Genomic DNA, 24,613 nt, shown 5'->3' on the forward strand with positions numbered 1-24,613 from the left:
GATGGCGGGGCAGTCGTAACGGACGTTGTGAGCAGCGATGGCGGGCGCACGTATCAAGTGAAGGCGGCGCTGGAAGAAGGCCAGACGTATGCTGTTACATTAACTAAAGAAACTTATGTCTTCACAATTAACCCGGTTATCGTGCCAAAAGCTGAACCGACACAGGTATCAGGTGAAATTAGCAATGTAACCGCAAATGGATTTACTGTAACATTTACACCTGCTGTCGACGGACTGAATGCAGAGAACTTTACCATCGGCGGAGCAGTAGTGGATCAGGTCAATACGTTGGATGGCGGAAAGACATACCAAATCAGTTCGCAGCTCCAGCCAGGCGGGATCTACAGCTTGATCCTTGACAAAAAAGGTTACCTGTTCAACGCCTTACTGATCATGGTACCGATCATTCCACCAGTTGATCCGACACCGGTTACCGGCACAATCAGCGGGGTGGGAACCTCCGGTTTTACGCTGGCACTCAGCCCGGCAGTCGAAGGACTGACGGCAGCTGACATCAGCCTGAGCGGCGGCGCAGCCGTTACGAATGCAACGACAACCGACGGCGGTCTAACTTACCGTGTGGCCGCTCAGCTCGAAGAAGGTCAGACTTATAGCGTCAATGTAGTGAAAAAAGGCTACACCTTCACGGTGAGCGACGTAACCGTACCGAAGACACCGCCCGTGGACCCGACTCCGGTAACCGGATCGGTTAGCGAAGCAAGCCCAAGCGGCTTTACGCTTGCACTCAGCCCGGCAGTCGAAGGACTGACGGCAGCTGACATCAGCCTGAGCGGCGGCGCAGCCGTTTCGAATGCAACAACAACCGACGGCGGTCTAACTTACCAGGTTACTGCCCAGCTTGAGGAAGGCCAAACATACAGCGTGAACGTAGTGAAAAACGGCTACACCTTCACAGTGAGTGATGTAACCGTACCGAAGGCGCCGCCCGTGGACCCGACCCCGGTAACCGGATCGGTTAGCGAAGCAAGCCCAAGCGGCTTCACGCTGACGTTCAGCCCGGCAGTCGAAGGACTGACGGCAGCTGACATCAGCCTGAGCGGAGGCGCAGCTGTTACGAATGTAACGACAACCGACGGCGGTCTAACTTACCAGGTTACTGCCCAGCTTGAGGAAGGCCAAACATACAACGTGAACGTAGTGAAAAACGGCTACACCTTCACAGTGAGTGATGTAACCGTACCGAAGGCGCCGCCGGTTGATCCGGAGCAGCCGCAGCAGCCAGAACAACCCGAACAACCGCAGCAGCCGGTTAGGGTGGAAATTTTGTCGCCGGCATCATCGGCTGTTGTAACGGTAAATGTTCCCGTGATAACGGGCCGGACGCTTCCGGGTACGCCGGTTACGATTTATGTTGACGGCCGTCCGATCGGTTCCGTTATTACTTCGGCCGACGGCACATGGAGTCTGACTCCATCCGTACCGCTTGCTGAAGGTGAGCATGAACTGAAAATATGGGCCGGTCCGGCAGCCGGGTCCGGTCAGACAGCAGAGGTTTCGGCCAAGTTCGTGGTTGACACGGTAGCGCCTGCCGCACCGGTGATTACTAAACCGGGGGACGGCACTGGCAGCGGGACCGGAAACCTCAGCCTCGAAGGGACCGCCGAAGCAGGCAGCAGTGTCACGGTGTATGTGAACGGTCAAGCGGCCGGAACAGCTTTTGCCGATATGCAGGGCAAGTGGTCTCTGCAGCTCAGTGTGCAGTCTTTGGGCGACTATGTCATCACGGCAACGGCCAGCGACACCGCCAACCATGTGAGCGAAGCTTCGGCGCCGATCCGCTGGTCGCGTTACGAAGAGCAGACAGATACAGGCCCCGCGCCTGCGGCTCCGAACGTTTCTGTCCCTACCCAGACACCGGGCGTAAGCACAATTGAAGTGAAGGTCGTTTCGGGTTCGCAAGGGCAGGCGGTGTCCAGTACAACCATCGAGCGGACCAACACAAACGGCAGCGTGAAGGACAAAGTGACCTTTACCGAGTCCAAAGCGGCGGAGTCCGTGGAAAAAGCGAAAGCAGCGGGCCGGTCGGATATCCGGATCGTGATTCCGGACGAAAAGGACGAAGTCAGCGAACTGAATGTACAGCTTCCGTCAGGCACGCTGCGCAGCATCATTGGCGGACAGATGGATTTTGAAATCTATACAGACAATGTTCAAATTACCGTACCAAGCAGCTCGCTTACCGGTCTGGCCAACGATGTGTATTTCCGGGTCATCCCGGTCAAAAACGGACAGGATCGAGCGGCCATTAGACAGAGAGCACTCCAAGAAAAAATAGTCCAGTCCATATCCGGTACCGAACAGCCTGTGATTGTGGCGCGTCCGATGGAGATCGAGACGAACCTTACGAGCCGGCCGGTAACCCTGACGCTTCCGCTGAAAGGAGTGGAGTTCCCGTCCGACCCGGCGCAGCGCCAGGCGTTCCTGGATTCCCTCGCCATCTATATTGAACACAGCGACGGAGATATCGAACTGGTCCGCGGCCAAATTGTCACCTACGAAGGCGGCACGCAGGGCATCCGGTTTGGCGTCAACAAATTTAGTACCTTTACCATTCTCAGCTGGGCAGGAAAAGATCTCGGCGAACTGCTCGAAAAACTCGGCAAAGGCAGCCAGAACGGCGGGCAAGAAGATGCCGGTTCAGCGGATGTGCATACCGCATACATCAACGGCTTCCCGGACCGGACCTTCCGTCCGGAAAGCGGGCTGACCCGTGCGCAGATGGCGGCAATTCTGGCACGTTTGATGGGATATACCGGAGCGCAGGAGTCTTCCGCCACTGTGTACCCCGATGTCGCCAAGACGCATTGGGCAGCCGGAGCCATCGCGGTGATGAAAGAAAAAGGATTAATGATCGGCGACAGGTCCGGCGCTTTTCATGCCGATCAAGCCATAACCCGCGCCGAGCTGGCGGCGGTGGCGGCAAGAATTTCGAATCTTGAAACCGCGGCAGACCGTATGCCGGCTTTCGGCGACACTGCAGGACACTGGGCTGCGGATGCGATCGCGGCTTCTTGGAAAGCCGGCTGGATCAAAGGGTACGCAGACGGCACGTTCCGCCCGAATAAGGCGGTAAGCCGCGCCGAAGCGGTGGTCCTTTTGAACCGCGTGTTCCGGAGAGGCCCGCTCCAAGGTATGAGCTCCTCGTCCTGGAAAGATGTGCCGCTGACGCATTGGGCCAGCGCCGATATTGAAGAAGCATCGAAGACCCACTCCTTTACCCGGAGTGAGGGTGGAGAAGAGCAGCTCTCCGCAATATTGAAGTAACCAGCGGAGGACGCCAACTCTCCGCGGAAGACACGGTCCGCATCTGCGGGCCGTGTTCCTTTTTTCGACAGATTATAGATTTTGACGGGCAAATAGCAGCCGCTGTTCCCCGCCATATGCCGTACCGGATTGTGACAGCGAACAGAACCTTAAGAATGAGGAACCCATATTCTGTAAGCAAGGCACATAAATGAGCGCCCAATGACCTAAGCTAAAGGGGTGTCTATCCAAATGAAAACGCTTCTCTCAATCTGGCAAAGCCGGCGGTTTTCAGATAGAATAGAGAACAGGCCTGGAAGATCGGCGAACTTATTCAGCTTTACAGCATCAGGCAGAACAAGCTTATTTATAATTATTCTAATTTCATAAATCCTTCAAATTTTTCGCAAGAAGCCGGTTTTTCGTGTGATATACTTAACATAGTGTTTACGAAAAGTGTGGAAATGAATGTGAACCGTTTGTCACCTCCACCTTTTAATTACAGCTTTATTATCATGTAAGAAATGGCCCGACCGGCCTGTTTTATAGAAGCAAGGAAATGAGATTAGGATGGTGAACTGGGAATGCACATCGTTGTTGTCGGCTTGAACTACCGCACCGCCCCTGTCGCAATCAGGGAGAAGTTCGCATTTGCGGATAAAGATCTGCCTGCGGCGCTTCACCAGCTGATGCAGACCAAAAGCGTGCTGGAAGGGGTCATCGTGGCCACCTGCAACCGGACCGAGATTTATGTGGTCGTCGACCGGCTGCACATGTGCGGGCATTTCATCCGCAGCTTCATGGAGCAGTGGTTCGGGGCGCAGCGCGAGCAATTTACGCAGCATATGTACATCTATGAAGACGAACAAGCCATTTCCCATTTGTTCCGCGTCACCTGCGGACTTGATTCGATGGTGATCGGCGAAACGCAGATCCTTGGCCAGGTCCGCAAAGCGTTCCTGACGGCCCAGGCTGAAGGTGTCACCGGAACCTGGTTTAACCGGCTGTTCAAGCAGGCGGTAACGCTTGGCAAACGCGCTCACAGCGAGACGTCCATCGGCGAAAGCGCAGTATCGGTCAGCTATGCGGCGGTCGAGCTGGGCAAGCGGATTTTTGGCGCGTTTGCGGGCAAGAAGGTGCTGATCCTCGGCGCAGGCAAAATGAGTGAGCTGACCGTCAAGCACCTGTACAGCAGCGGAGCGGCGGAAGTTTATGTAGCGAACCGCACGCTGTCACGCGCGGAAGAGCTCGCGGCGAAGTTCGCGGGCGTGCCCTGCACGATTGAGGAAGGGCTGTCGCGGCTGAGCGATGTCGATATCGTCATCAGCTCCACGGGAGCGCCAGGTTACGTCCTGCGCGCGGAGCAGGTGGCGGAGAGCATGAAACGCCGCCCGTCGCGCCCGCTGTTTATGATTGATATCGCGGTGCCGCGGGATTTGGACCCGAACATCGCGGAGCTGCCTGATGTGTTTTTGTACGACATTGATGATCTGGAAGGCATCGTCGAAAGCAATCTGGAGATGCGCCGCCAGGAGGCGGCCAAGATCGAAGTGATGATCGGACAAGAGCACGAAGACTTCCAGCAGTGGCTGCGTACGCTGGGCGTCCGGCCGGTAATTCGGGCGCTGCAGGAGAAGGCGGGAGCCATTCATGAAGAAACGATGGAAAGTCTGTTCAATAAGCTGCCGGAGCTTGACGAGCATCAGCGCAGGGTTATCCGCCGCCTAACCAAAAGTATCGTCAACCAGATGATGCACGACCCGATCAATGTGATCAAGGAGCTGTCGGGCGGCAAGCAGGGCGCGGAAGCGCTGGAGTATTTCTCCAAAATTTTTGCCCTGGATGAACAAGCCGGAACGGATGCGGGCGGACGGGATCAAGCGCTGTCCGGCAAGTCCCGGCAGACGTCCGCTGACGCGCCCGGCGGAGATTCGCGTCTGACCAAGACGACGTTTGCTCCGGCCGGACTGTAAGGCGGGTGGCAAGTGTGCATCCGCTGAATGAAATATACGACGCCGCTTTGATTGTGTATGCCCTGAGCCTGCTGTTTTATTTCTCGGATTGCCTTCACCGCAATCCGGGCGGAAAGCGGTTAGGAACAGGGCTTCTTGTTGTTACGGGGCTGCTGCAATCCGCGGGTCTCGGCATCCGGTTTGTCCAGGAAAAAGGACTGCCGATCTTTACGCCTTATGATTTTTTGTTTTGGTTTGCGTTTCTTATCGTGGTCGTATCGCTTGGCGTCGCATTTACCAAGGGATCGGAATTTACGATTCTGCTGCTCAGTGTAGTCGGCTTCAGCGCGTTTGTGCTGAACCGTCTGTGGCTGAACGCAGGCGAGCACGGATTGCAGAGCTGGAGTGCGGTTCACGGCTGGGTGGCGGTGCATGTGTTTCTAGCGAACTTCAGTTTTGCGGCCCTGACGCTTGGAGCGGTGTTCTCTTCGCTTTATTTGTTCCTGCACGGCCGGCTGAAGAACAAACGCTGGAACGACCGCATCCGCCGGCTGCCCAGCCTGGATACGCTTGACCGGTACGGCCGCAGTGCCGTGTCGGTCGGCACTCCGCTGCTGGCCGCGTCGCTGCTTGTTGCCGCTGCTTCGCTGATTGCGGAGGGACGGCTGGAGCTTTTTTGGGATGTCAAAGTGCTGACCACGCTTATCTCGCTCGGGATCTACATAACTTATAAAATACTCGGGCATTCGGGCCGCCGGAGCAGCCAAATCTTGGCCCGGTGGGCTGTAACGGGATACGGCTTTTTAATCCTGAATTTCCTGCTGAATTCCTGGTCGGACTTTCACCGCTGGACAGGGGAGTGAACGCGATGTATTTGCCGGTAATGCTCGCCTGTGCCGGGCGGCGTTGTCTTGTGGTTGGGGGAGGCGCCGTCGGGGAGCGCAAGGTGCACGGTCTGCTGGAGGCTGGAGCGGATGTTGAGGTCGTCAGCCCCGCCGTAACGGACCGTCTAATGGAGCTGGACCGGAACGGGCGTATCCGCTGGACGGCACGGATGTTTCAACCGGAAGATGCGAGCGGAGCTTTTCTCGTCTATGCGGCAACGGATAACGCGGAGGTTAATCAGCGGGTGGCCGAAGTGTGCCATGCCGCAGGGGTTCCGGTTAATGTGGCTAGCCGGGCCGAAAGCGGCAGCTTCATTACACCGCGTGTAATCCGGCGGGGACGGCTGACCGTTGCCGTATCGACTTCGGGAGCCGGTCCCGCCGCGGCCGGCCGGATCGCAGCGCAGGTGGAGCAGCTGCTGGGACCGGAGTATGAGCCTTATCTGGATTTTCTCCACCACATGCGTGGTGAAATCAAGCGCCGGGAACCGTCGCCCGAAGTCCGGGCGCGGCTGCTGCGCCTGCTGGCCGAAATGGATTTGCTCAAAGCGTTCAGAGAGGGTAAGTTAATAGAGTGGAGTCCGGAGGAGATTTCTTCCTGGATTGCCGAGAACCGGGGGGACTAACTTAATGCGAACAATTACGGTGGGCAGCAGACAAAGTGCGCTGGCGCTTACGCAGACCGGCCAGGTCATCGATCAGCTGCAGGCGCTGTGCCGCGAGCACGGCTTCGATTACACATTTGAAATCAAGAAAATCGTAACAAAAGGCGACCGCATCCTTGACGTTACGTTGTCCAAGGTGGGGGGCAAAGGCCTGTTTGTCAAGGAAATCGAGCAGGCTATGCTGGACGGCGAAATCGACATGGCCGTGCACAGCATGAAGGATATGCCGTCGGAGCTGCCGCCGGGCCTGGTGACTGGTGCGGTGCCCCGCCGCGTGGATCCGCGCGACTGTCTGATTTCGAACCGTGCGGCCAGTCTGGATGAACTGCCGGCCGGCGCGCGTGTCGGCACCAGCAGCCTCCGGCGCTCCAGCCAATTGGCGGCGCTGCGTCCCGATCTGGTCATCGAGCCGATCCGGGGAAATATCGACTCGCGCCTGCGCCGGCTGGACGAAGGCGAATATGACGCGATTGTGCTGGCGGCGGCCGGTCTGACCCGGATGGGCTGGGAGGACAAGATCACCGCTTACCTGCCGCCGGAGGTGTGCCTGCCGGCCGTCGGCCAGGGCGCGCTTGGCATTGAATGCCGTGAGGACGACGAAGACCTGCGCCGGCTGCTGGCGCTGTATAACGACACACCAACCGCATTGACCGTCGCTGCCGAACGCAAATTCCTGAGCGTGCTGAACGGAGGCTGCCAGGTGCCGATCGGCGCTTTTGCCGTGTGGGCGGATGGAGCAGCAGCAGGGGCGGCAGCGGGAGACTCCTCCGGTCCGGTCCGGACGATTTCGCTGACCGGGATGGTAGGCCTGCCGGACGGTTCGGTTATTTTGAAGGAGACGCAAGAAGGAGTTGATCCGGTACAGCTGGGAGAGGCGGTTGCGGAGCGGCTCATATCCGAGGGAGCGGAGAAGATTTTGGCATCAGTGAGGGGATGAGTGAAATGGCAGGGAAGGTATATTTGGTTGGCGCGGGTCCCGGCGACGCGCGTCTTATTACGCTGAAAGGACTCGACTGCATCAAGAAGGCGGATGTGATTGTGTATGACCGTCTTGCCAGTCCGCGTCTTTTGAAGTGGGGCAAACCGGGAGTGGACAAAATTTATGTCGGCAAAACAACCGACCGGCACACGATGAAGCAGGAGGACATTAACCGACTTCTTGCGGATCTTGCGCTCGAAGGCAAGACAGTCGTCCGCCTGAAAGGGGGGGACCCGACGATTTTTGGACGTGTGGGCGAAGAAGCCGAGCTGCTCCGCCAGCATGATATCCCGTTCGAGATCGTTCCGGGCATCACTTCGGCGATCAGCGTGCCGGCTTACGCGGGCATTCCGGTTACCCACCGCGAGCATGCGTCTTCCCTGTCGATTATCACCGGACATGAAAATCCGGAGAAGCTGGACCGGTCCATTCAATGGGATAAAGTGACAAATGCGACCGGCACGCTGATCTTCCTGATGGGTGTCGCCAAAATCGGCTACATCAGCGAACAGCTGATCCGCTACGGCCGGCCGCCCGAGACGCCCGTCGCGCTTGTCCGCTGGGGAACGCGGGCCGAGCAGGACACGCTGACAGGCACGCTCGCCGACATAGAGGCTAAGGTCAAGGCAGCGGGATTTCAGCCGCCTGCCGTGATCGTGGTTGGCGAGGTCGTCCGGCAGCGGGATACGCTGCGGTGGGCGGAGAAGCTGCCGTTATTCGGCAAGCGGATTGTCGTCACCCGGGCCCGCAGCCAGGCCAGCGAGCTTGTAGAGCGGATCGAAGACCTCGGCGGCGAACCGTACGAGTTCCCGGTCATCGAGACAGTGATGCCCCGAACGGCGGCCAGCATCGCTTCGGTAGAAGCCGCGTTTGCGCCCGGCAGGCTCGGCGAATACGATTGGGTCTTTTTTACGAGCGTGAACGGTGTGGAGTTTTTCTTCCGTCACTTGGCCGAGCGCAAGCTGGACGTTCGTTCGCTGCACCGCGCGCGGATTGCGGCGGTGGGACCGGCTACGGCGGCGGCGCTGGCCGAGCGGGGTTTGGTGCCGGAGGAGCTGCCCGGCCGTTTCCAGGCGGAAGGCCTGATTGAGAAGCTGGGCGGCGAGCTGCGTCCCGGGGAGCGGGTGCTCCTGCCGCGCGGCGACCTTGCCCGCGGCTGGCTGGCGGACAAGCTGCGGGAGCTGGGCCTTGTCGTAACCGAAGCGGATACGTATGAAACAGTGCTGGCCGAAGAAGATGACGAAGAGCTGCGGAAGCTGCTTGAAGAAGGCAAGATACATGCCGTAACCTTCACCAGTTCTTCCACGGTGCGCAATTTCCTGACGGCACTTCGCCGGATGGGCTGGGAACGGCCGGAGGATGTGCTTACCGGTACGGCTATCGCCTGCATCGGTCCCGTAACGGCCCGGACGGCGGAAGAATTGGGACTTACGCCGACGCTGGTGGCCGAAGAAGCAACGATTGACGGCCTGGTGCAGGAACTGATTGCCTGGAATGCGGGTAGCCGGAAAAACGGACACTAATCCAAATCGCCGAATGGAAGGGAACTTCTCCAGTTCGGCCAATATATGAAAACGGGCTTGAAAATTAGACAGGGAGGCAATGCAGATGAGTTTTCCAATTGTACGGCACCGCCGGCTGCGGAGCTCTGCCGCTATGCGCGGCATGGTACGCGAAACGGTGCTGAATGTGCTAGACTTTGTCCAGCCTATTTTTGTCACGTTCGGCAGCGGGATCAAAAGGGAAATCAGTTCTATGCCGGGGGTGTATCATTTTTCGCTGGATCGGCTGAAAGAGGAAGTGGACGAGATTGTGTCGCTCGGCATTCCAGCCGTGCTGCTGTTCGGCATCCCTGAGACCAAGGACGCCATCGGCTCGTCGGGCTTCGACGAAAACGGCATTGTTCAGGAGGCAACCCGGCTGATTAAATCCTGGTATCCCGGGTTGATGGTTATTGCGGATACGTGTCTATGCGAGTTTACGGATCACGGCCACTGCGGCATGGTGCATACCCATACCGTCGACGGCGTGGTGCATGGGGACGTAGCCAACGATCCGTCGCTTGAGCTGCTCACCCGCACGGCGGTGTCGCAGGCAAAGGCAGGGGCGGATATTATCGCTCCGTCCAACATGATGGACGGCTTTGTGCAGGCGATCCGGGCTGGGCTGGATGAAGCCGGCTTTGAGCATATCCCGATCATGTCGTATTCGGTCAAATATGCGTCCGCGTTCTACGGTCCCTTCCGGGAAGCCGCCGATTCGGCGCCCCAATTCGGGGACCGCAAGACGTATCAAATGGACCCTGCCAACGTGCGGGAAGCAATCCGCGAAGCGGAGTCGGATGTCCTCGAAGGGGCGGATATGCTGATGGTGAAGCCGGCGCTGGCTTATATGGACGTCATCCGGACGATCCGGGAGCAATTCGACCTGCCGCTGGTCGCTTACAATGTCAGCGGCGAATATTCCATGATCAAGGCGGCCGCCATGCAGGGCTGGATCAGCGAAAAGGCAATTGTGATGGAGATGCTGACGGGCATGAAACGGGCCGGTGCGGACATTATCATCACTTACTACTCCAAGGATGCCGCACGTTGGCTGCGGGAGGAAACCGGCCTGCGGGGTTAACTAAGCCTGCTGGCTGCGTGGTCGCGCGCGGAGAACAATTTGCGGGGATAACCAAGTCCACCGCCTGCGCGGCTGCGGGAGGAAACCGGCTTGCGGGATAACTAAGCCGCTGCCTGCTTGATCGCTGAAGAAGACTGGCTAGAGGCGTATAAGCGGCTTACTGCCTTCGCGGCTGCGTGAGGCAACCGGCTGCGGGCAGAAACAAGCGGCCTGCTGCCTGCGCGGCAGCGGATGAAAATAGGCTTACCCAGGCGCAACAACAGCTGCGGAACACCGGAACAAGGCAAAGAGCCCCTGCACACCACTGATTGAGACAATTGATTGGGGGCAGGGGCGGTATATTATGTAGACGGGAGCGGACCATGCGATGATCAATGAGAACGGAGCCCGGCGGGAGGAAGCGTCCCGCGCGGCGTTTGAAGAAGCGAAGCAGTACATTCCAGGAGGCGTCAACAGCCCGGTCAGGGCGTTCAAATCCGTAGGGCTGACCCCGGTGTATGTGGACCGCGGCGAAGGATCCAGAATCTATGATATTGACGGTAACACGTTCATCGATTACGTCTTGTCCTGGGGCCCGCTAATTATGGGACATGCTCACCCGGATGTCGTCCGGGCGCTGCAGGAGACGGCGGCCAAAGGGACGAGCTTCGGCGCGCCAACGCTGCTGGAGACGGAAATGGCCAAGACGGTTGTGGAGCGGGTACCGTCCGTGGATATCGTGCGGATGGTCAACTCCGGGACGGAAGCGACAATGAGCGCGATCCGGCTGGCGCGCGGCATCACGGGACGCAGCAAAATCCTCAAATTTGAAGGCTCCTACCATGGACACTCGGACAGCCTGCTGATCAAAGCGGGATCGGGTGTGGCAACACTTGGCCTGCCGGACAGCCCTGGCGTGCCGGAAGGAGTGGCAGCGAATACAATCACCGTTCCATATAACGATTTGGAATCGGTCAAAGTAGCCTTTGAACGCTTCGGTAGCGATCTGGCCGCCGTGATTGTCGAGCCTGTGGCCGGCAATATGGGCGTCGTTCCGCCGCTGCCGGGCTTCCTTGACGGGCTGCGGCGGGTCACGACCGGTTACGGCGCGCTGCTGATCTTCGACGAAGTGATGACCGGCTTCCGGGTCGGCCGCAGCTGCGCGCAGGGGCTGTTCGATATCGAGCCGGACCTGACATGCTTCGGCAAGGTGATCGGCGGCGGACTTCCGGTCGGCGCTTACGGCGGCCGCCGGGAACTGATGGAGCAGATCGCGCCGACAGGGCCGATTTATCAGGCGGGTACGCTGAGCGGCAACCCGCTTGCCATGACCGCCGGGCTGACGACACTGAAGCTGCTGACGCCCGAGGTTTACGGACGGCTGGAAGCGCTGGGCGCCAGACTGGAACAAGGATTGCGGGCCAACGCGGAAGAAACGGGTATTCCGCTGACGATCAACCGTGTAGGTTCAATGGTCTGCCCGTTCTTTACCGAAGGGCCGGTTACCGATTACGATTCCGCCAAGCGGAGCGATCTGGACCGGTTCCGCAAATATTTTGGCAGTATGCTGCAGCAGGGCATCAGCGTACCGCCGTCCCAATTCGAAGGCATGTTTATCTCGGCCATGCATTCCGAACAGGACATCGACGACACGATTGAGGGCCACCGCCGCGCCCTGAAATCACTGTGACGCTTAGCTGGACGCGTAGAGGCGAATGGCTGGAGGCGATGCCGGGCCGGACGGTGACTTCTGCAGCTGATCCGGATGCGGCGCTGGATGAATGGCTTCTCGGCACGGCACATATGCCGGAGAAGCTGCTGAACCGGCTGCGGCGGGAGGACGGTGTCCGCCGCGCCGGAGACCGCGTCCGGCTGAAGCTGTTCCCGGACCGGGAGCCGGGGATCCCGCCGCGTGCGGCCGAGCTGGCCGTGGTGTACGAAGACGACTTTTGCCTAGTCGTCCATAAGCCTGCGGGCATGGCCGTGCATCCTGACGGAGGCAAGGACGCGTCCTCCGCCGTAACCCTTGACCACGCGGTCGCCGCACACTATACGTTGTCCGGGGAACAGTGCGCCGTCCGGCATGTCCACCGGCTCGACAAGGATACAACCGGTCCGGTGCTGTACGCCAAAAACGAATTTGCCCTGCTCCGGCTGGACGAAGAAATGCGGCACAAGGCCATTTCCCGTCGGTACGCGGCGATCGTATACGGCGAAGTGCCCGCCGGTCTGAAGGTGATTGATCTGCCGATTGGCCGGGACCGCCATCATGCCGCGCGGCGGCGGGTATCTCCGGGCGGGCAGCAGGCGGTGACCCGGATTGTTGACCGCGAAGTCTGGAAAGGAGCGAGTCTGGTCAGGCTGGAGCTGGAGACCGGGCGCACCCATCAAATCCGCGTCCACTTAAGCCACATGGGACATCCGCTGATCGGGGACGAGCTGTACGGACAGGACGGACAAGGGAATCAGGGACGCAAGTCTGGCGCCGGCGGAGCAGCCCGGCAATCTCCGAAGCCGGCGGGACGCACCGGAACGGACGGAGGCGTACGGCGGCGAGACCGGCGAGACCGGCGAGACCGGCAATCCGGCTCAAGGGGGACTCAACATGCGGGTACCGAAGGACGGAATACTCCCGCGGACAAACCTGCCAAACTGATTATTCCCTTTGGCCGTCAGGCGCTGCACGGAGAAAGCCTTGCGTTTACGCATCCCTGGACCGGCGAGCGGCTGGACATTGCCGACCCGTGGCCGGAGGATATGCTCCGGCTGCGGAACCAGCTGGGCGGGGACACGCGGCAGGCTGGGCGCACTGACTAGCCGGGGGAATAGATGAACGAACCCGGGTGACTTGTGTATACAGCAAAAGGCCGGACGCTTTCAACGAAGCGTTCGGCCTTTTGCTGTTATTGCCGGCTGGGCCGGCAATGTTAGTTAGAACGGTATCCATGCGCTGCAGGCCATTCAGGCCGCGTGTTAAGCGCGGATTTCCAACAGCTCGTATTTGATAACGCCCATCGGCGCGTCGATGCTGATCGTATCGCCGGCCTTGCGGCCAATCAGCCCCTTGCCGAGCGGGCTTTCATAGGAAATCTTGTTGTTCGCGACATCCGCTTCGGCTGGTCCGACGATCCGGTATTCCACTTTTTCATCAAACTCCAGATCGTTCAGCACAACCAGCGACCCAACGCTGACTGCGGAGGTATCCATGTCGGCTTCGTCAACAATCCGGGCTTTGGTCAGCATCTTCTCCAGCTGCATAATCCGGGTCTCCATAAACGACTGGTCTTCTTTGGCGGAATGATATTCGCTGTTCTCTTTCAAGTCTCCGTAGCTGATAGCCGTTTTAAGCCGGGCCGCCAGTTCCTTGCGTCCGGGTCCCTTAAGCTGCTTCAGTTCCTTTTCCAGCTGGGCCAGACCTTCCTTCGTCAAAATCACTTCATCTTCCTTGGACATTTCAGAACACTCCCGGGCATAAGTCTTGTCTAAATTTTACCCTAAAACGGCCAAATTTGATACCCGCCGTTCCGGAAAAAACAGCGGGCCCATGCGGCCCGGACGGCGGGCCATTCTTGCTTTTGCACAAATAAATCAAATACAATAAAGGATATGGCGAATACTATCGGAACATGACGGATAGGCGTTACGCCGGCTGGGGGAAGACGTAAGTCTGCCCGGCGACCCGAGGCTGCCGGCACTGACCGGTGAGCGGCGGGACCGGGCGCGGCCGGCACACTCGTACATGGGCTGCGGGAGGGTAAGCAAAGCAATGAATGAAATCAAGGATGCCTACAAACGGCTGGGACTGCCAGAGGATATCAGCCGGGAAGATTTGAACAAACGATTTGATCTGCTGCTGAAAAAACGGAAGTCCGGCTCGCTTGCGGAGGAAGAAGTGGAGGAGGAGATCCGGGCATACCGTCTCATTCTCGATTACTGGCGCAATGAAGACATCCGCGAAGCGGAGAACAAACGGCTGGCCAAATGGGGGAAGCTGGCGGGACCGGTGCGGAAGACGGAAGACTTCTTTCGGAAATACAAGACGCATACGCTGATAACACTAATCGCGGTTGTCGTGCTGACGGCCGGACTGATGACTTATCTGAATCACCGCGAAGAGCAGAAACGGCTGGCCGCCCTGCCTCCCGTTGACCTGTCGATTGTATTTTTGGGCAACTATCGGGCTCATGATATGAACGGGGAGACGGAAGCGCTGGAGCAGGCGATTCTGGAAGCGTTCCCGGAATGGAAGCGGGTTGAGGCGAAGATTACCTATCTTCCTCCAAGCGAAGGCGGCGGCGGAGGCATGGATTTTGCCTATATGCAAAAAGCGGTGGTCGAGCTGGCAACGGAACGTCCGGACCTCTACATCATGGACGATGCCTCTTTTGAATGGCTGTCGCCTCAGGAGGGACTGGAAAATCTTGATGACCGGATTGCGTCCATGAAGGTAGGACTAACGGAAGATCTGCTCAAGAAAGCGCGCACTGAAAGCGACACGGAAGATCATGTCTACGGCATTGATATCGGCAAAGGCCCTGATGTGAAGAATTGGCCGCTTGATTACAGCGGGCTGATCGCTGGCGTGCGGGCGGACGCGGAGCATCATGACAAGGCAATTCAGTTCATTGAAAGATTTGTATCCGAAGCCAAGTGACGGGCGGTACGGCATGCCGGACGGACACTGGACGGGTAAAGGGTTGAAAGGATGGCCTTATGACGATCCCACAGTATGTATCCGGATTTGTGCTATTGCTGAATATCATCTTGGCTTTTTTCGTTGTGTTTCAGGAACGGCGGGACGCCGGGGCAACCTGGGCCTGGCTGCTGGTGATGCTGTTTGTGCCGATTTTGGGGTTCGTGCTGTATATGCTGCTCGCCCAGAACTTGAGCCGGGTCCGCATCTTCAAGTGGGAGGATTTGAATCAAAGCGGGATCGACGGCAAGCTGGAGGCCCAGTCGGCCGAGCTGATCGCCGGGAGGTTCCCCTTCCGCAACACCCGAACCAAAGACCGGTCCGATTTGATCTACATGCATTTGATCAACAACCGCGCGCTGTTTACGGAGAATAACGCCGTGGAGCTGTTTACGGACGGCCGGGAGAAATTTGAGCGCCTGATTGAAGACATCCGGGAAGCCCGGGAGTTCATCCACCTGCAATACTATATCATCCGCAGCGACAATCTTGGCCGCCGGCTGCTCTCCGCTTTGACGGAGCGGGTCAGAGCGGGAGTCAAAGTCCGCATTCTGTACGATGAGCTCGGTTCGCGTACGTTGTTGCGCGGGTTTTTCCGGGAGTTCAAGGCGGCCGGGGGAGAAGTTGAGGCGTTTTTTCCCTCCAAGCTGCGCATTATCAACACCCGTCTTAACTACCGCAACCACCGCAAACTCGTGGTAATCGACGGGCGGATCGGATATACAGGCGGTTTTAATGTCGGAGACGAGTACCTCGGTCTGCATCCGAAATTCGGCTATTGGCGGGATACGCATCTGCGGATCAGGGGGGATGCCGTTCACGATCTCCAGGCCCGGTTTATTCTGGATTGGAACCATGCCTCTCACCGGCATGATATTGTTTACGATCCCGACTTGTTTCCGCAGGAAGGCGTTCCCGGTTCAACCGGCATGCAGATCGTAACCAGCGGCCCCGACTCGGAGCTGGAGCATATCAAATACGGTTATATCAAAATGATTCACTCCGCCCAGCACACGATTTGGATTCAAACGCCGTATTTTATTCCGGATGCCAGCCTGCTGGATGCCCTCCGGGTTGCCTGTCTGTCGGGGATAGAGGTCAACATCATGATCCCTGATAAGCCGGACCACATGTTTGTCTATTGGGCGACATTGTCTCATATCGGCGAAATGCTGAATCTCGGGGCGAATGTGTATATTTACCGCAACGGCTTCATTCATGCCAAAACCTTGGTGATTGACGATGCCGTGGCGTCGGTCGGCACCGCGAACATCGACGTCCGCAGCTTCAGGCTCAACTTTGAGGTGAACGCCTTCATGTACGACGGAGAGATCGCCCGCAAGCTGACCGATCTGTACCGCGAGGATATGAAGGTGTCCACCCGGTTGACGCTGGACGATTACCGGAGCCGGCCGCGCCGGATCCGGATCAAAGAGTCGATTTCCCGGCTGCTGTCTCCAATCTTATAGCCAAACACGCAGCCGTCCCGGTTCGGGGCGGCTGTTTGCGTTGCAGGTCCCTTCAATGTTCGGTATCGCGGTGTCCCGGGATCCGCCGTTCCTCTTCTTCACATGGTTTTTGCCGGCCGTCTTGCTCTTCATCACCTCCCAAGAGCCCGGCATCTTGCTCTCCATCACCGCCCGGAAGCCCGGCGCGCTGCGCCCTAAATTGTCATGCGTCCTTTTGGGGCCGCATATACATGAGGGGAGTAAGCATTCCATTTGGGCTTAATGCTCCGGGCTTGTCTCGAGAGTCAGAGCGATGCCAAGAAGGAGGACATATTCCGTGTTAGACCAATCCCACGGCCTGCGGTTCGATATTTATGAGCGCATTTATTTGTCGGAAGAGCTCGCCGGAATCGCCGAGCTGGAAGAAGTGGAGCTGATTCCGGACATTCGGGTCAATCAGCGGGAGGACCGCGCCGAGCTGTACGGCCAGCTGCTGCTGACGGGGCTGTACCGCGGCGAAGACGACCGGACGGAACGGCTGGAGCATGCGATTCCCGTCGAAATCACCATCCCGTTGACCCGGGTCAGCTCGCTTGAAGACATTGGAGTCGAAATTGAGAACTTCGACATTGATCTGCTGTCCGCGCGCAGCGTAAACATCACGGGTGTACTGTCGCTGCGGGGAATCGGAGGCGCAGCGGAGCCGGCCCCTGCCTGGCAGCAGGAGGAATACACGGTAGCCTATTCGCCCCCGGAAGAGACGGCGGACGCCGGACGCGAGGAGCAGGAACTGGCGCTGCAGGAGGAGGGCTTCTGGTACGGGGCAGAAGCTGAGCAGACGGCTGGTCCGGCGGATATCGAATCCACGGAAGAAGGCCGCCGGCGTCGTCCTGGAGACGATGAGAAAGTGTACACGCATAGTTGGGCCAGCGCAGAAGGGACGGAAGAAAGAGAGACGGAACAGGACGAACAGTACGCTTCCCACGCCGAAGCCGAGGAATATGCAGCCGGGGCGATTCCCGGAGAGGAGACGCCGGAAGCTCTGCCGCCGGTCACAGGTTCAGGGCCTGTATCGTACGGCCTCTTTGCGCAGGCAGACCCTCAGGCGGAGCCGGGGCCGGACACCGAAACGCCAGCCGTTGACCCGACCGGAGGCTGGGGGCGGTTGTCGGGCCTTGCCGGGAACCGTGAAGCGGCTGCACGTTCGGGAGAGGTTTCCTCAGCCGATCATGAGACGGAGGCGCCGCAGCCGGGGGAAGCGGAGTACACGAAAGCCAATGCGGATGAAGCTGCAGCTGTGCAGGCCGTTTCCATCCAAGGGAACCCGGAGGCGCAGGTTGTGGAAGAAGAGTTCCACACCGCTCAGGAGATCCGTGAGGAAGCGGTTCCTGCCAATGTCTCTGCCGCAGTCTCTGCCGCGGCACCTGCCGCCGGTCTGTCAGCGCCGCCGGCTGATCTGGCGGAACCGGCCGGCCTCCCGCTCCAAACCGCCCTCGGGGCGGAGGAATCAGCGGAGGCCACGCCTTCCGCCGAGGAGAAGCCGGATCTCAAGATCGCCGTCGGCAGCAAAAAAGAGCCGGCTTCCGGCGAAAAAGAAAACATCACGTTTTCTACGCTGCTGCATTCAGGCCGGGTCCAGCCGGAGCAGGAGGATTCAGGTCACACGGCAGAGACGGGGGACAACGCCGCCAAAGCTGCTGGAGCGGTTAGCGACAACGAATGGAAAAGCAGGTTCCTTTCGGGGCGCGAAGGCGTAAGCCCGTTCCGGAAAGTACGGCTGTGCATTGTGCAGCGGGAAGAGACGCTGGACACCATCGCCGAGCGGTACCAGCTCAGCGCGCGGGAGCTTTCGCTTTATAACCGGCTCCCCGGCCAGAACGTGGAAGAAGGACAGGTGCTGTATATTCCTTAAAGGCTGAGGCGGTGCGGATGACTGAAATGCGCCGTCCGGCTCCAGGAATAGCTTTGACTATCAAATCTGCAATTTTGTCATTAGCGGGGCTTCGGCTTTCCGCGTCATGAAGCAGGCCGGCAGCGGCCTGCTTTTTTGCATGCCTGGGCTACCGCCCCCGGGATCAGCATAAGTTAACGGAATTTCCGCCAAAAACGGCTGCAGCCGGCCGGCTGGTACTCAAGCCCTGCTTTAGCAGCCTCTTTTTACATAATCCCTCTTTTCCCGGCGCCGGATTTACACAAACAGAGCTTGGACCTGACGCTGCCCGAATATTCGGCCGGTATATTCATAGGGAAAGCAACAACAACCAGATAACAAACCACATCAATTCACAATCGGGAGAGAGGGAAATTATGAATATCGCTTGGGGCAAAGTGAGTACGATCGGCGTGACGGTAAGCTTGTTTGCGGCACTGATGTCGGGATGCGGAGGCAACGCTGGTACCGCGGACAGCGCGGCGAACAGCAGCGGACAGGCAGCGGCAGAGATGACGCTTACGCAGATTGAGGCGGCGGCCAAAACGGAAGGCAGCGTGGTCAGCGTCGGCATGCCCGACACGTGGGCGAACTGGAAGGACACCTGGAGCGATTTGAAGACAAAATACGGACTGGATCACACCGATACCGATATGTCGAGTGCGGAGGAGATCGCAAAGTTCAAAGCGGAACAAAACAAACCGACCGCCGACATCGGCGACGTGGGCGTTGCGTTTGGCCCGGTGGCGGTAGAGCAGGGAGTCACCCAGCCGTACAAAACAGAGTACTGGGAGGAGATTCCCGATTGGGCGAAGGATGAGGAAGGACACTGGATCGTCGGTTACCAGGGAACGATTGCGCTGTTCGCCAACAAAGACAAGGTGCCGAATCCGCCAAAGAGCTGGGAGGATATCAAAAAGGGCGATTATTCGATTATCGTCGGTGATGTAACCAAAGCCGCTCAGTCGCAGATGGCGGTGTTGGCTGCGGCAATTGCGTTTGGCGGGGACGAGTCAAACCTGGAGCCGGGCCTGGCGTTTTTTGAAGAGCTGGCCAAGCAGGGCCGCATTTCGAGCGCGGACGCTTCGGTTGCCAATATTGAAAAAGGCGAAGTGGAGGTTGCGCTGCTGTGGGACTTCAATGCGCTAAATTACCGGGACCAAGTCGGCAAAGACCGGTTTGAGGTAGCGATTCCGCAGGAGGGCAGTGTGGTCAGCGGGTATGCCACGATCATCAACAAATGGGCGCCGCACCCCAACGCGGCCAAGCTGGCCCGCCATTACATTTTGAGTGACGAAGGACAAATCAATCTGGCAAAAGGTTATGCCCGGCCGATCCGCGACAGCGTGAAGCTGCCGGAGGATGTAGCCGCCAAGCTGCTGGCAGGCGATCAATATGCAAACGCCAAGCCGGTCAAGGACCAGAAAAAATGGGAAGAGACCTCCAAGCTGCTGCCTCAGCAGTGGCAGGAGCGGGTGCTGGTCCACCTGAACTAATCAGGCGGGTTTGTCCCGCGAACTCCCCAAATGGACGAAGCATCGCAGGGCGCTGATGGCGTTAGGCCGTTGAAGCGCCTTCGCCCTGCGCTGTCCGCTTTTTTTGCTCAAGAAAGGAACGGTGACGCATGAAACGAAGAACCCGCACGGCGCTGCTGGGGCTGCTCCCGCTTGTCCTGATGGTGGCGGCATTTCAGATTGCGCCGGTGCTGTCCATGGTGACGGCAAGCTTCCGGAGCGGAGATGCTTTTTTTACACTGGTGCAGTACAAGACGCTTCTGACTAGCGCTTATTACATGCAGGCGCTGAAAAACAGCGTGCTCATTTCAGTCCTCTCCAGTCTGGCCGCGATCCTGATCGGGCTTGGGGCGGCGTATGCGATCACCAGATTTTCACCCCGCACCCGGGACAAGCTGCTGATGATTTCAAATATGACCTCCAACTTTGCGGGGGTTCCGCTTGCCTTTGCCTATATCATTTTGCTCGGAAGCAACGGGATGTTCACCATTCTCGGCAGACAATGGGGACTGGATCTGCTGGGGGATTTTAATTTGTACAGCTGGGGCGGACTGGTGCTGGTTTATGTGTATTTTCAGGTGCCGCTGGCTCTGCTGCTGCTGTATCCGGCGCTGTACGGCGTGCGGGACCAGTGGAAAGAAGCGGCGTCGCTGCTGGGCGCAAACGGCTGGCAGTTTTGGCGCACGGTGGGGCTGCCGATTTTGTCCCCGGCCGTGTTCGGCACGCTTGGCATCCTGTTCGCGAACTCCATGGGCGCTTACGCCACGGCTTACGCGCTGGTCGGCGGCAACTACAACCTGCTAGCCACGCGGATCGGTTCGCTGGTTGCCGGCGATGTCGTGACCCAGCCGGAGCTGGGCAGTGCGCTTGCGGTGATTCTCGGGTTAACGACGCTGCTCGCCGTCTTTTTGAATCACCGGATGGCGCGCCGGTCGGAACGTTACGGCCCCGCTGCGCCGCGGCCTGCCGCGAAGCGCAAACGCCGGGTGAACGCGCTGGCTGAACTGAGAGGGGAGGGCTAGTCGATGACGATGCGCAGGAGCGGCTGGATCAGCCGCGTCATGATGGCCGCGCTTATGATTTATCTTCTGCTGCCGCTGGCGGCGACCGGGCTTTACGCTGTAGCCGGGGAGTGGACGGACACGCTGCTTCCAAAGCAGTGGACGCTGGAGTGGTTCCGGCAGGTGTTCAGCGATCTGGCGCTGTGGGAAGCGCTGTGGACCTCCTTTTCGCTGTGCGCGGTCAGCGTGGCCTTGTCGCTGGCCGTGATGCTGCCGGCGGTTTTCGTGATTACGGTGTATTTTCCCCGGGCGGAAGTGTTTATGAAAAGCGTGGTCGTTCTGCCTTACGCCGTTCCGGGCGTGGTGGCCGCGGTCGGCCTGATCCGCACATACAGCTCGGGGCCGCTTGCGATCTCTGGCACAGCTTATTTGCTGATTGGCGCTTATTTTATCGTGATTTTGCCGTTCATGTACCAGGGCATCCGCAACAGCCTGCTGACCGTGTCGGCGCCGGAGCTGCTGAATGCGGCGGAACTGCTGGGGGCAAAACCTTGGACGGCGTTCCGGACCGTTATTTTTCCTAATATCTGGCCGGGCGTGCTGGTATCCACCCTGCTGTCCTTTTCGGTGCTGTTTGGGGAGTTCGTGCTGACCAATCTGCTGGTGGGCGGGCATATCCAGACGGTTCAAATCTATCTGTACCGGAGAATGAGCGAAAACGGCCACTCCGCCAGCGCGATTGCCATTTCCTATTTTATCCTGATTCTCCTGCTGTCCATCGGGCTGATGAAGCTGGGGAAACGGGGCAGCGGAGGGATTCATCAATGAAAGGACATTTGGAACTGCACAACATCGGCAAAATGTACGGCAACACGCCCGTGCTGGAAAGCATCGGTCTAACCGTTCAGCCGGGAGAGCTGGTTACGCTGCTTGGCCCGTCGGGCTGCGGCAAAAGCACCCTGCTGCGCTGCATCGCCGGCCTGACGGATATAGATGAAGGCGACATCCGGCTGGATGAGCGGAGCATTGTCAAGCTTCCTCCGCGCAGCCGGGAGATCGGCATGGTGTTCCAATCGTATGCGCTGTTTCCGAATCTAACCGTGCAGCAGAACATCGAATATGGGCTGAAAATGCGCGGGGCGGACAAGGCGGAGCGCCGAAGAAGGGCCAGTGAGCTGCTTGCCGTAATCGATATGGAGGAAAAAAGAAACGCATACCCGCAGGAGCTGTCGGGCGGCCAGCAGCAGCGGGTGGCGCTTGCCCGTTCGCTTGCAGTCCAGCCCAAGCTGCTGCTGCTTGACGAGCCGCTCAGCGCGCTCGACGCCAAAATCCGCAAGAGCCTGCGCGCGGAAATCCGCAGCATTCAGCAAAAATACCGGATGACAACGCTGTTCGTAACACATGACCAGGAAGAAGCGCTGTCGATGTCCGACCGGGTGTGCGTGATGAACAAAGGCCGGATCGTGCAGGAAGGGACGCCGGATTCCGTCTACGCCTCGCCGCGGACCGAGTTTGTCGCCCGGTTCATGGGGCATTACAACGTGCTGTCCCGGGCGGAGACTTTGCGGCTGTTCGGCGGGCAAGCCGCCGGCGACAGCTTTGCCGTTCGTCCGGAATCGATCTCCGTTCTCCGCGGCGGCGTGGTGTCTGCCGGGGACGAGGTGGAGGTCGAGGCCGTCGTCCGCGCGTCTTCGCTGCTTGGCAGCATCGTCCGCTATACAGTGGAAGCGCGGGACACCCAATTGACCGTAGACGAGCTTAACGGCAAATTCCTGCCGCTGCGCGAAGGGGAAACCGTCCGGCTGGGACTGTCCCCTTCCCAGCTGCTGGAGCTGCAGCGGGAGGGAGCGTAGCCGTGTCGATTTCTTCCGAAGAGCGCAAACGCGTCATCCTCGACCGGCTGCGGGGCGAAGGCCAGGTCCGGGTGGCCCAGCTGTCGGAACGGCTTTCCGTTTCCGAGGAGACGGTGCGGCGGGATTTGATTTTGCTGGAGAAGGCAGGGCGGGTTAAACGCGTCTACGGAGGTGCGATTCCGGCTGGCGGCGGGATGTATGAACCGCCGTATCTCCAGCGCCAGAACACCAAAACGGGGGAGAAGCAGCGGATCGGCAGGCGTGCGGCGGAGCTGATTGAATCGGGCGACACCATTGCGATTGATGTCGGGACTACCGCGCTTGAACTGGCCAAAGCGATTGCAGGCAGGGAGCGGCTGACGATTTTGACGCACTCCATCGCGGCCGCTTATCACCTGATGGAGTCGGTAAACAGCGGCCGGTTGGACGGCAGCATTATCGTCATCGGCGGCGATCTTAACCCCCGGCAGCAATCACTGACCGGTCCGCTGAGCGAATCCGCCCTGTCGAAATTCCGGGTCGACAAAGCGTTTATTTCGGTCGGCGGCATAACGGACCGGCGCGGGCTCAGCGATTACGATGTGCGCGAGACGGAAATGTCCGCGCTTATGATCGAATCCGCCGACCAGTCGATTGTACTGGCCGACGATTCAAAGATCGGCCGTGAGGCGTTTGCCCAAATTGCTCCGCTGCACCGGATACATACGGTAGTCAGCAATATCGCTATGCCTGTGGAATGGGACAACCAACCATCATTAGGGCATCTGCACTGGATGGTTGCCAAATGACTGGATGAGCTAAATGATTTGATTAGACAAATGACTGGTTCAGCCAAACGTCTGCGTTGCCGCCAACTGATTAAATGTATGTGAGTTGGTTCCATTAACGCCATGATTGGCTGCCGAATAGGAGAGAGGAGGCAATAACCGTGCAAGTGAACAGCAAGCTGATTGTTGTGGTGCTGGACGGATTGAATTATGATACCGCCCGCCGCTGTATGGGATATCTGGAGCACCTGACGGAGCACGAAGTGATGGTCTGCTGCGAGGTAAAGTCCGAGCTGCCCAGCAACTCGCGTCCGCTGTACGAGGTGCTGCTGACGGGCACGCCTGCTTACCGGAACGGGATCACCGCCAATTCAGTGGTCCGGCTGAGCCGGGAGACCAGCGTTTTTCAGCTGGCCGCTGAAGCAGGATTGACTACGGCGGCAGCCGCTTATCACTGGGTGAGCGAGCTGTATAACGGCGCTCCGTTTGATCCGGCGGCGGACCGGCATCAGCATGATCCGGCCAAGCCGATCCAGCACGGCATGTTTTATTTCGAGGACCATTACCCGGACAGCCATCTGTTTGCGGACGCCGAGCATTTGCGCCGTACTTACGCTCCTGATTTTCTCTATATCCATTCCATGAACATTGATGATGCGGGACACCGCTACGGCGGTAATGGAAAAGAATACGAAGGGGCGGCGAAAACTGCGGATACACTTCTGGCCATGCTGCTTCCCGGCTGGCTCGAAGCAGGCTACCGAGTCATCGTCACCGCTGATCACGGCATGAACGCAAACGGCATGCACGGCGGAACGACACGCGAGGAACGGATCGTTCCGCTGTATCTGGCCGGACTGGAGCTGGAAGCCGGGGAAGAGCAGCCGCTGGCTCAGCTGGGGATGGCCGGCCTGATGTGCCGCTGCCTTGGTCTGGAGCCTCCGGCCTCCATGCGGCAGACGGAGATTCCTGTGCGGCGGCTGGCAGGCAGCTCCGCTGGCTGATGTGTGCAGGCGGATGGATTCCGCGGACTGGCCGGTTCTTATGCGGCAGATCTGC

General features: G+C 58.8%; 18 protein-coding genes and 1 pseudogene. 18 read left to right on the forward strand and 1 reads right to left on the reverse strand.

Annotated features, from left to right (window positions below):
• From ACE6ED_RS27825 to ACE6ED_RS27865, 9 genes and pseudogenes are all read left to right on the forward strand, one after another.
• On the forward strand, window positions 1-3,285 hold a 3,285-nt coding region (locus ACE6ED_RS27825), incomplete at its 5' end, for an S-layer homology domain-containing protein (protein WP_410830710.1).
• Window positions 3,286-3,848: 563 nt separating this feature from the next.
• Complete coding sequence (gene hemA / locus ACE6ED_RS27830) at window positions 3,849-5,237, forward strand: glutamyl-tRNA reductase (RefSeq protein ID WP_410830711.1); 1,389 nt, start codon at window positions 3,849-3,851, stop codon at window positions 5,235-5,237.
• A gap of 14 nt (window positions 5,238-5,251) precedes the next feature.
• The gene (ccsA, locus tag ACE6ED_RS27835; RefSeq protein ID WP_410830712.1) at window positions 5,252-6,079 is read left to right on the forward strand and encodes a cytochrome c biogenesis protein CcsA; all 828 of its coding nucleotides are present in this window, start codon (window positions 5,252-5,254) and stop codon (window positions 6,077-6,079) included.
• Window positions 6,080-6,084: 5 nt separating this feature from the next.
• Window positions 6,085-6,726 carry a precorrin-2 dehydrogenase/sirohydrochlorin ferrochelatase family protein gene (locus tag ACE6ED_RS27840; protein ID WP_410830713.1) on the forward strand — a complete coding sequence of 214 codons (642 nt, stop codon included), beginning with the start codon at window positions 6,085-6,087 and terminating at the stop codon, window positions 6,724-6,726.
• A gap of 4 nt (window positions 6,727-6,730) precedes the next feature.
• Window positions 6,731-7,702, forward strand: a complete 972-nt coding sequence (gene hemC, locus ACE6ED_RS27845) for a hydroxymethylbilane synthase (RefSeq protein ID WP_410830714.1) — start codon at window positions 6,731-6,733, stop codon at window positions 7,700-7,702.
• A 5-nt stretch (window positions 7,703-7,707) separates the two neighbouring features.
• Window positions 7,708-9,267, forward strand: a complete 1,560-nt coding sequence (gene cobA, locus ACE6ED_RS27850) for a uroporphyrinogen-III C-methyltransferase (RefSeq protein WP_410830715.1) — start codon at window positions 7,708-7,710, stop codon at window positions 9,265-9,267.
• Between the two features lie 85 nt (window positions 9,268-9,352).
• Entirely contained in the window at window positions 9,353-10,369 is a 1,017-nt protein-coding gene (gene hemB, locus ACE6ED_RS27855) for a porphobilinogen synthase (RefSeq protein ID WP_410830716.1), read from the forward strand.
• A gap of 367 nt (window positions 10,370-10,736) precedes the next feature.
• Window positions 10,737-12,038 (forward strand): glutamate-1-semialdehyde 2,1-aminomutase, encoded by a 1,302-nt coding sequence (hemL, locus tag ACE6ED_RS27860; RefSeq protein ID WP_410830717.1) that lies wholly within the window; start codon window positions 10,737-10,739, stop codon window positions 12,036-12,038.
• A gap of 38 nt (window positions 12,039-12,076) precedes the next feature.
• Window positions 12,077-12,796 (forward strand): annotated as a pseudogene (locus tag ACE6ED_RS27865) (RluA family pseudouridine synthase); the annotation flags it as partial.
• A gap of 525 nt (window positions 12,797-13,321) precedes the next feature.
• Here ACE6ED_RS27865 and greA read toward each other — a convergent pair.
• Window positions 13,322-13,801: a transcription elongation factor GreA gene (greA, locus tag ACE6ED_RS27870; RefSeq protein ID WP_410830718.1), complete on the reverse strand. Its 480-nt coding sequence runs from the start codon at window positions 13,799-13,801 to the stop codon at window positions 13,322-13,324.
• A gap of 313 nt (window positions 13,802-14,114) precedes the next feature.
• Here greA and ACE6ED_RS27875 point away from each other — a divergent pair, with 313 nt between their 5' ends.
• From ACE6ED_RS27875 to ACE6ED_RS27915, 9 genes are all read left to right on the forward strand, one after another.
• Window positions 14,115-15,002, forward strand: a complete 888-nt coding sequence (locus tag ACE6ED_RS27875) for a type 2 periplasmic-binding domain-containing protein (protein ID WP_410830719.1) — start codon at window positions 14,115-14,117, stop codon at window positions 15,000-15,002.
• 59 nt (window positions 15,003-15,061) lie between these two features.
• Complete coding sequence (cls, locus tag ACE6ED_RS27880) at window positions 15,062-16,510, forward strand: cardiolipin synthase (protein WP_410830720.1); 1,449 nt, start codon at window positions 15,062-15,064, stop codon at window positions 16,508-16,510.
• Window positions 16,511-16,826: 316 nt separating this feature from the next.
• The gene (locus ACE6ED_RS27885; protein ID WP_410830721.1) at window positions 16,827-18,401 is read left to right on the forward strand and encodes a LysM peptidoglycan-binding domain-containing protein; all 1,575 of its coding nucleotides are present in this window, start codon (window positions 16,827-16,829) and stop codon (window positions 18,399-18,401) included.
• A 395-nt stretch (window positions 18,402-18,796) separates the two neighbouring features.
• Window positions 18,797-19,915, forward strand: a complete 1,119-nt coding sequence (locus tag ACE6ED_RS27890) for an ABC transporter substrate-binding protein (protein ID WP_410830722.1) — start codon at window positions 18,797-18,799, stop codon at window positions 19,913-19,915.
• A 128-nt stretch (window positions 19,916-20,043) separates the two neighbouring features.
• Window positions 20,044-20,955, forward strand: a complete 912-nt coding sequence (locus ACE6ED_RS27895; RefSeq protein WP_410830723.1) for an ABC transporter permease — start codon at window positions 20,044-20,046, stop codon at window positions 20,953-20,955.
• 9 nt (window positions 20,956-20,964) lie between these two features.
• The gene (locus ACE6ED_RS27900; RefSeq protein WP_410830733.1) at window positions 20,965-21,762 is read left to right on the forward strand and encodes an ABC transporter permease; all 798 of its coding nucleotides are present in this window, start codon (window positions 20,965-20,967) and stop codon (window positions 21,760-21,762) included.
• Complete coding sequence (locus ACE6ED_RS27905) at window positions 21,759-22,787, forward strand: ABC transporter ATP-binding protein (protein ID WP_410830724.1); 1,029 nt, start codon at window positions 21,759-21,761, stop codon at window positions 22,785-22,787. The genes ACE6ED_RS27900 and ACE6ED_RS27905 overlap by 4 nt, the downstream gene beginning before the upstream one ends.
• 2 nt (window positions 22,788-22,789) lie before the next feature.
• Complete coding sequence (locus tag ACE6ED_RS27910) at window positions 22,790-23,575, forward strand: DeoR/GlpR family DNA-binding transcription regulator (protein ID WP_410830725.1); 786 nt, start codon at window positions 22,790-22,792, stop codon at window positions 23,573-23,575.
• A 140-nt stretch (window positions 23,576-23,715) separates the two neighbouring features.
• Window positions 23,716-24,558 carry an alkaline phosphatase family protein gene (locus ACE6ED_RS27915; protein WP_410830726.1) on the forward strand — a complete coding sequence of 281 codons (843 nt, stop codon included), beginning with the start codon at window positions 23,716-23,718 and terminating at the stop codon, window positions 24,556-24,558.
• Window positions 24,559-24,613: the final 55 nt, after the last annotated feature.

The organism is Paenibacillus nanchangensis, from assembly GCF_046543445.1.
GTDB classification, from domain to species: Bacteria; Bacillota; Bacilli; order Paenibacillales; family Paenibacillaceae; genus Paenibacillus_AQ; species Paenibacillus_AQ nanchangensis.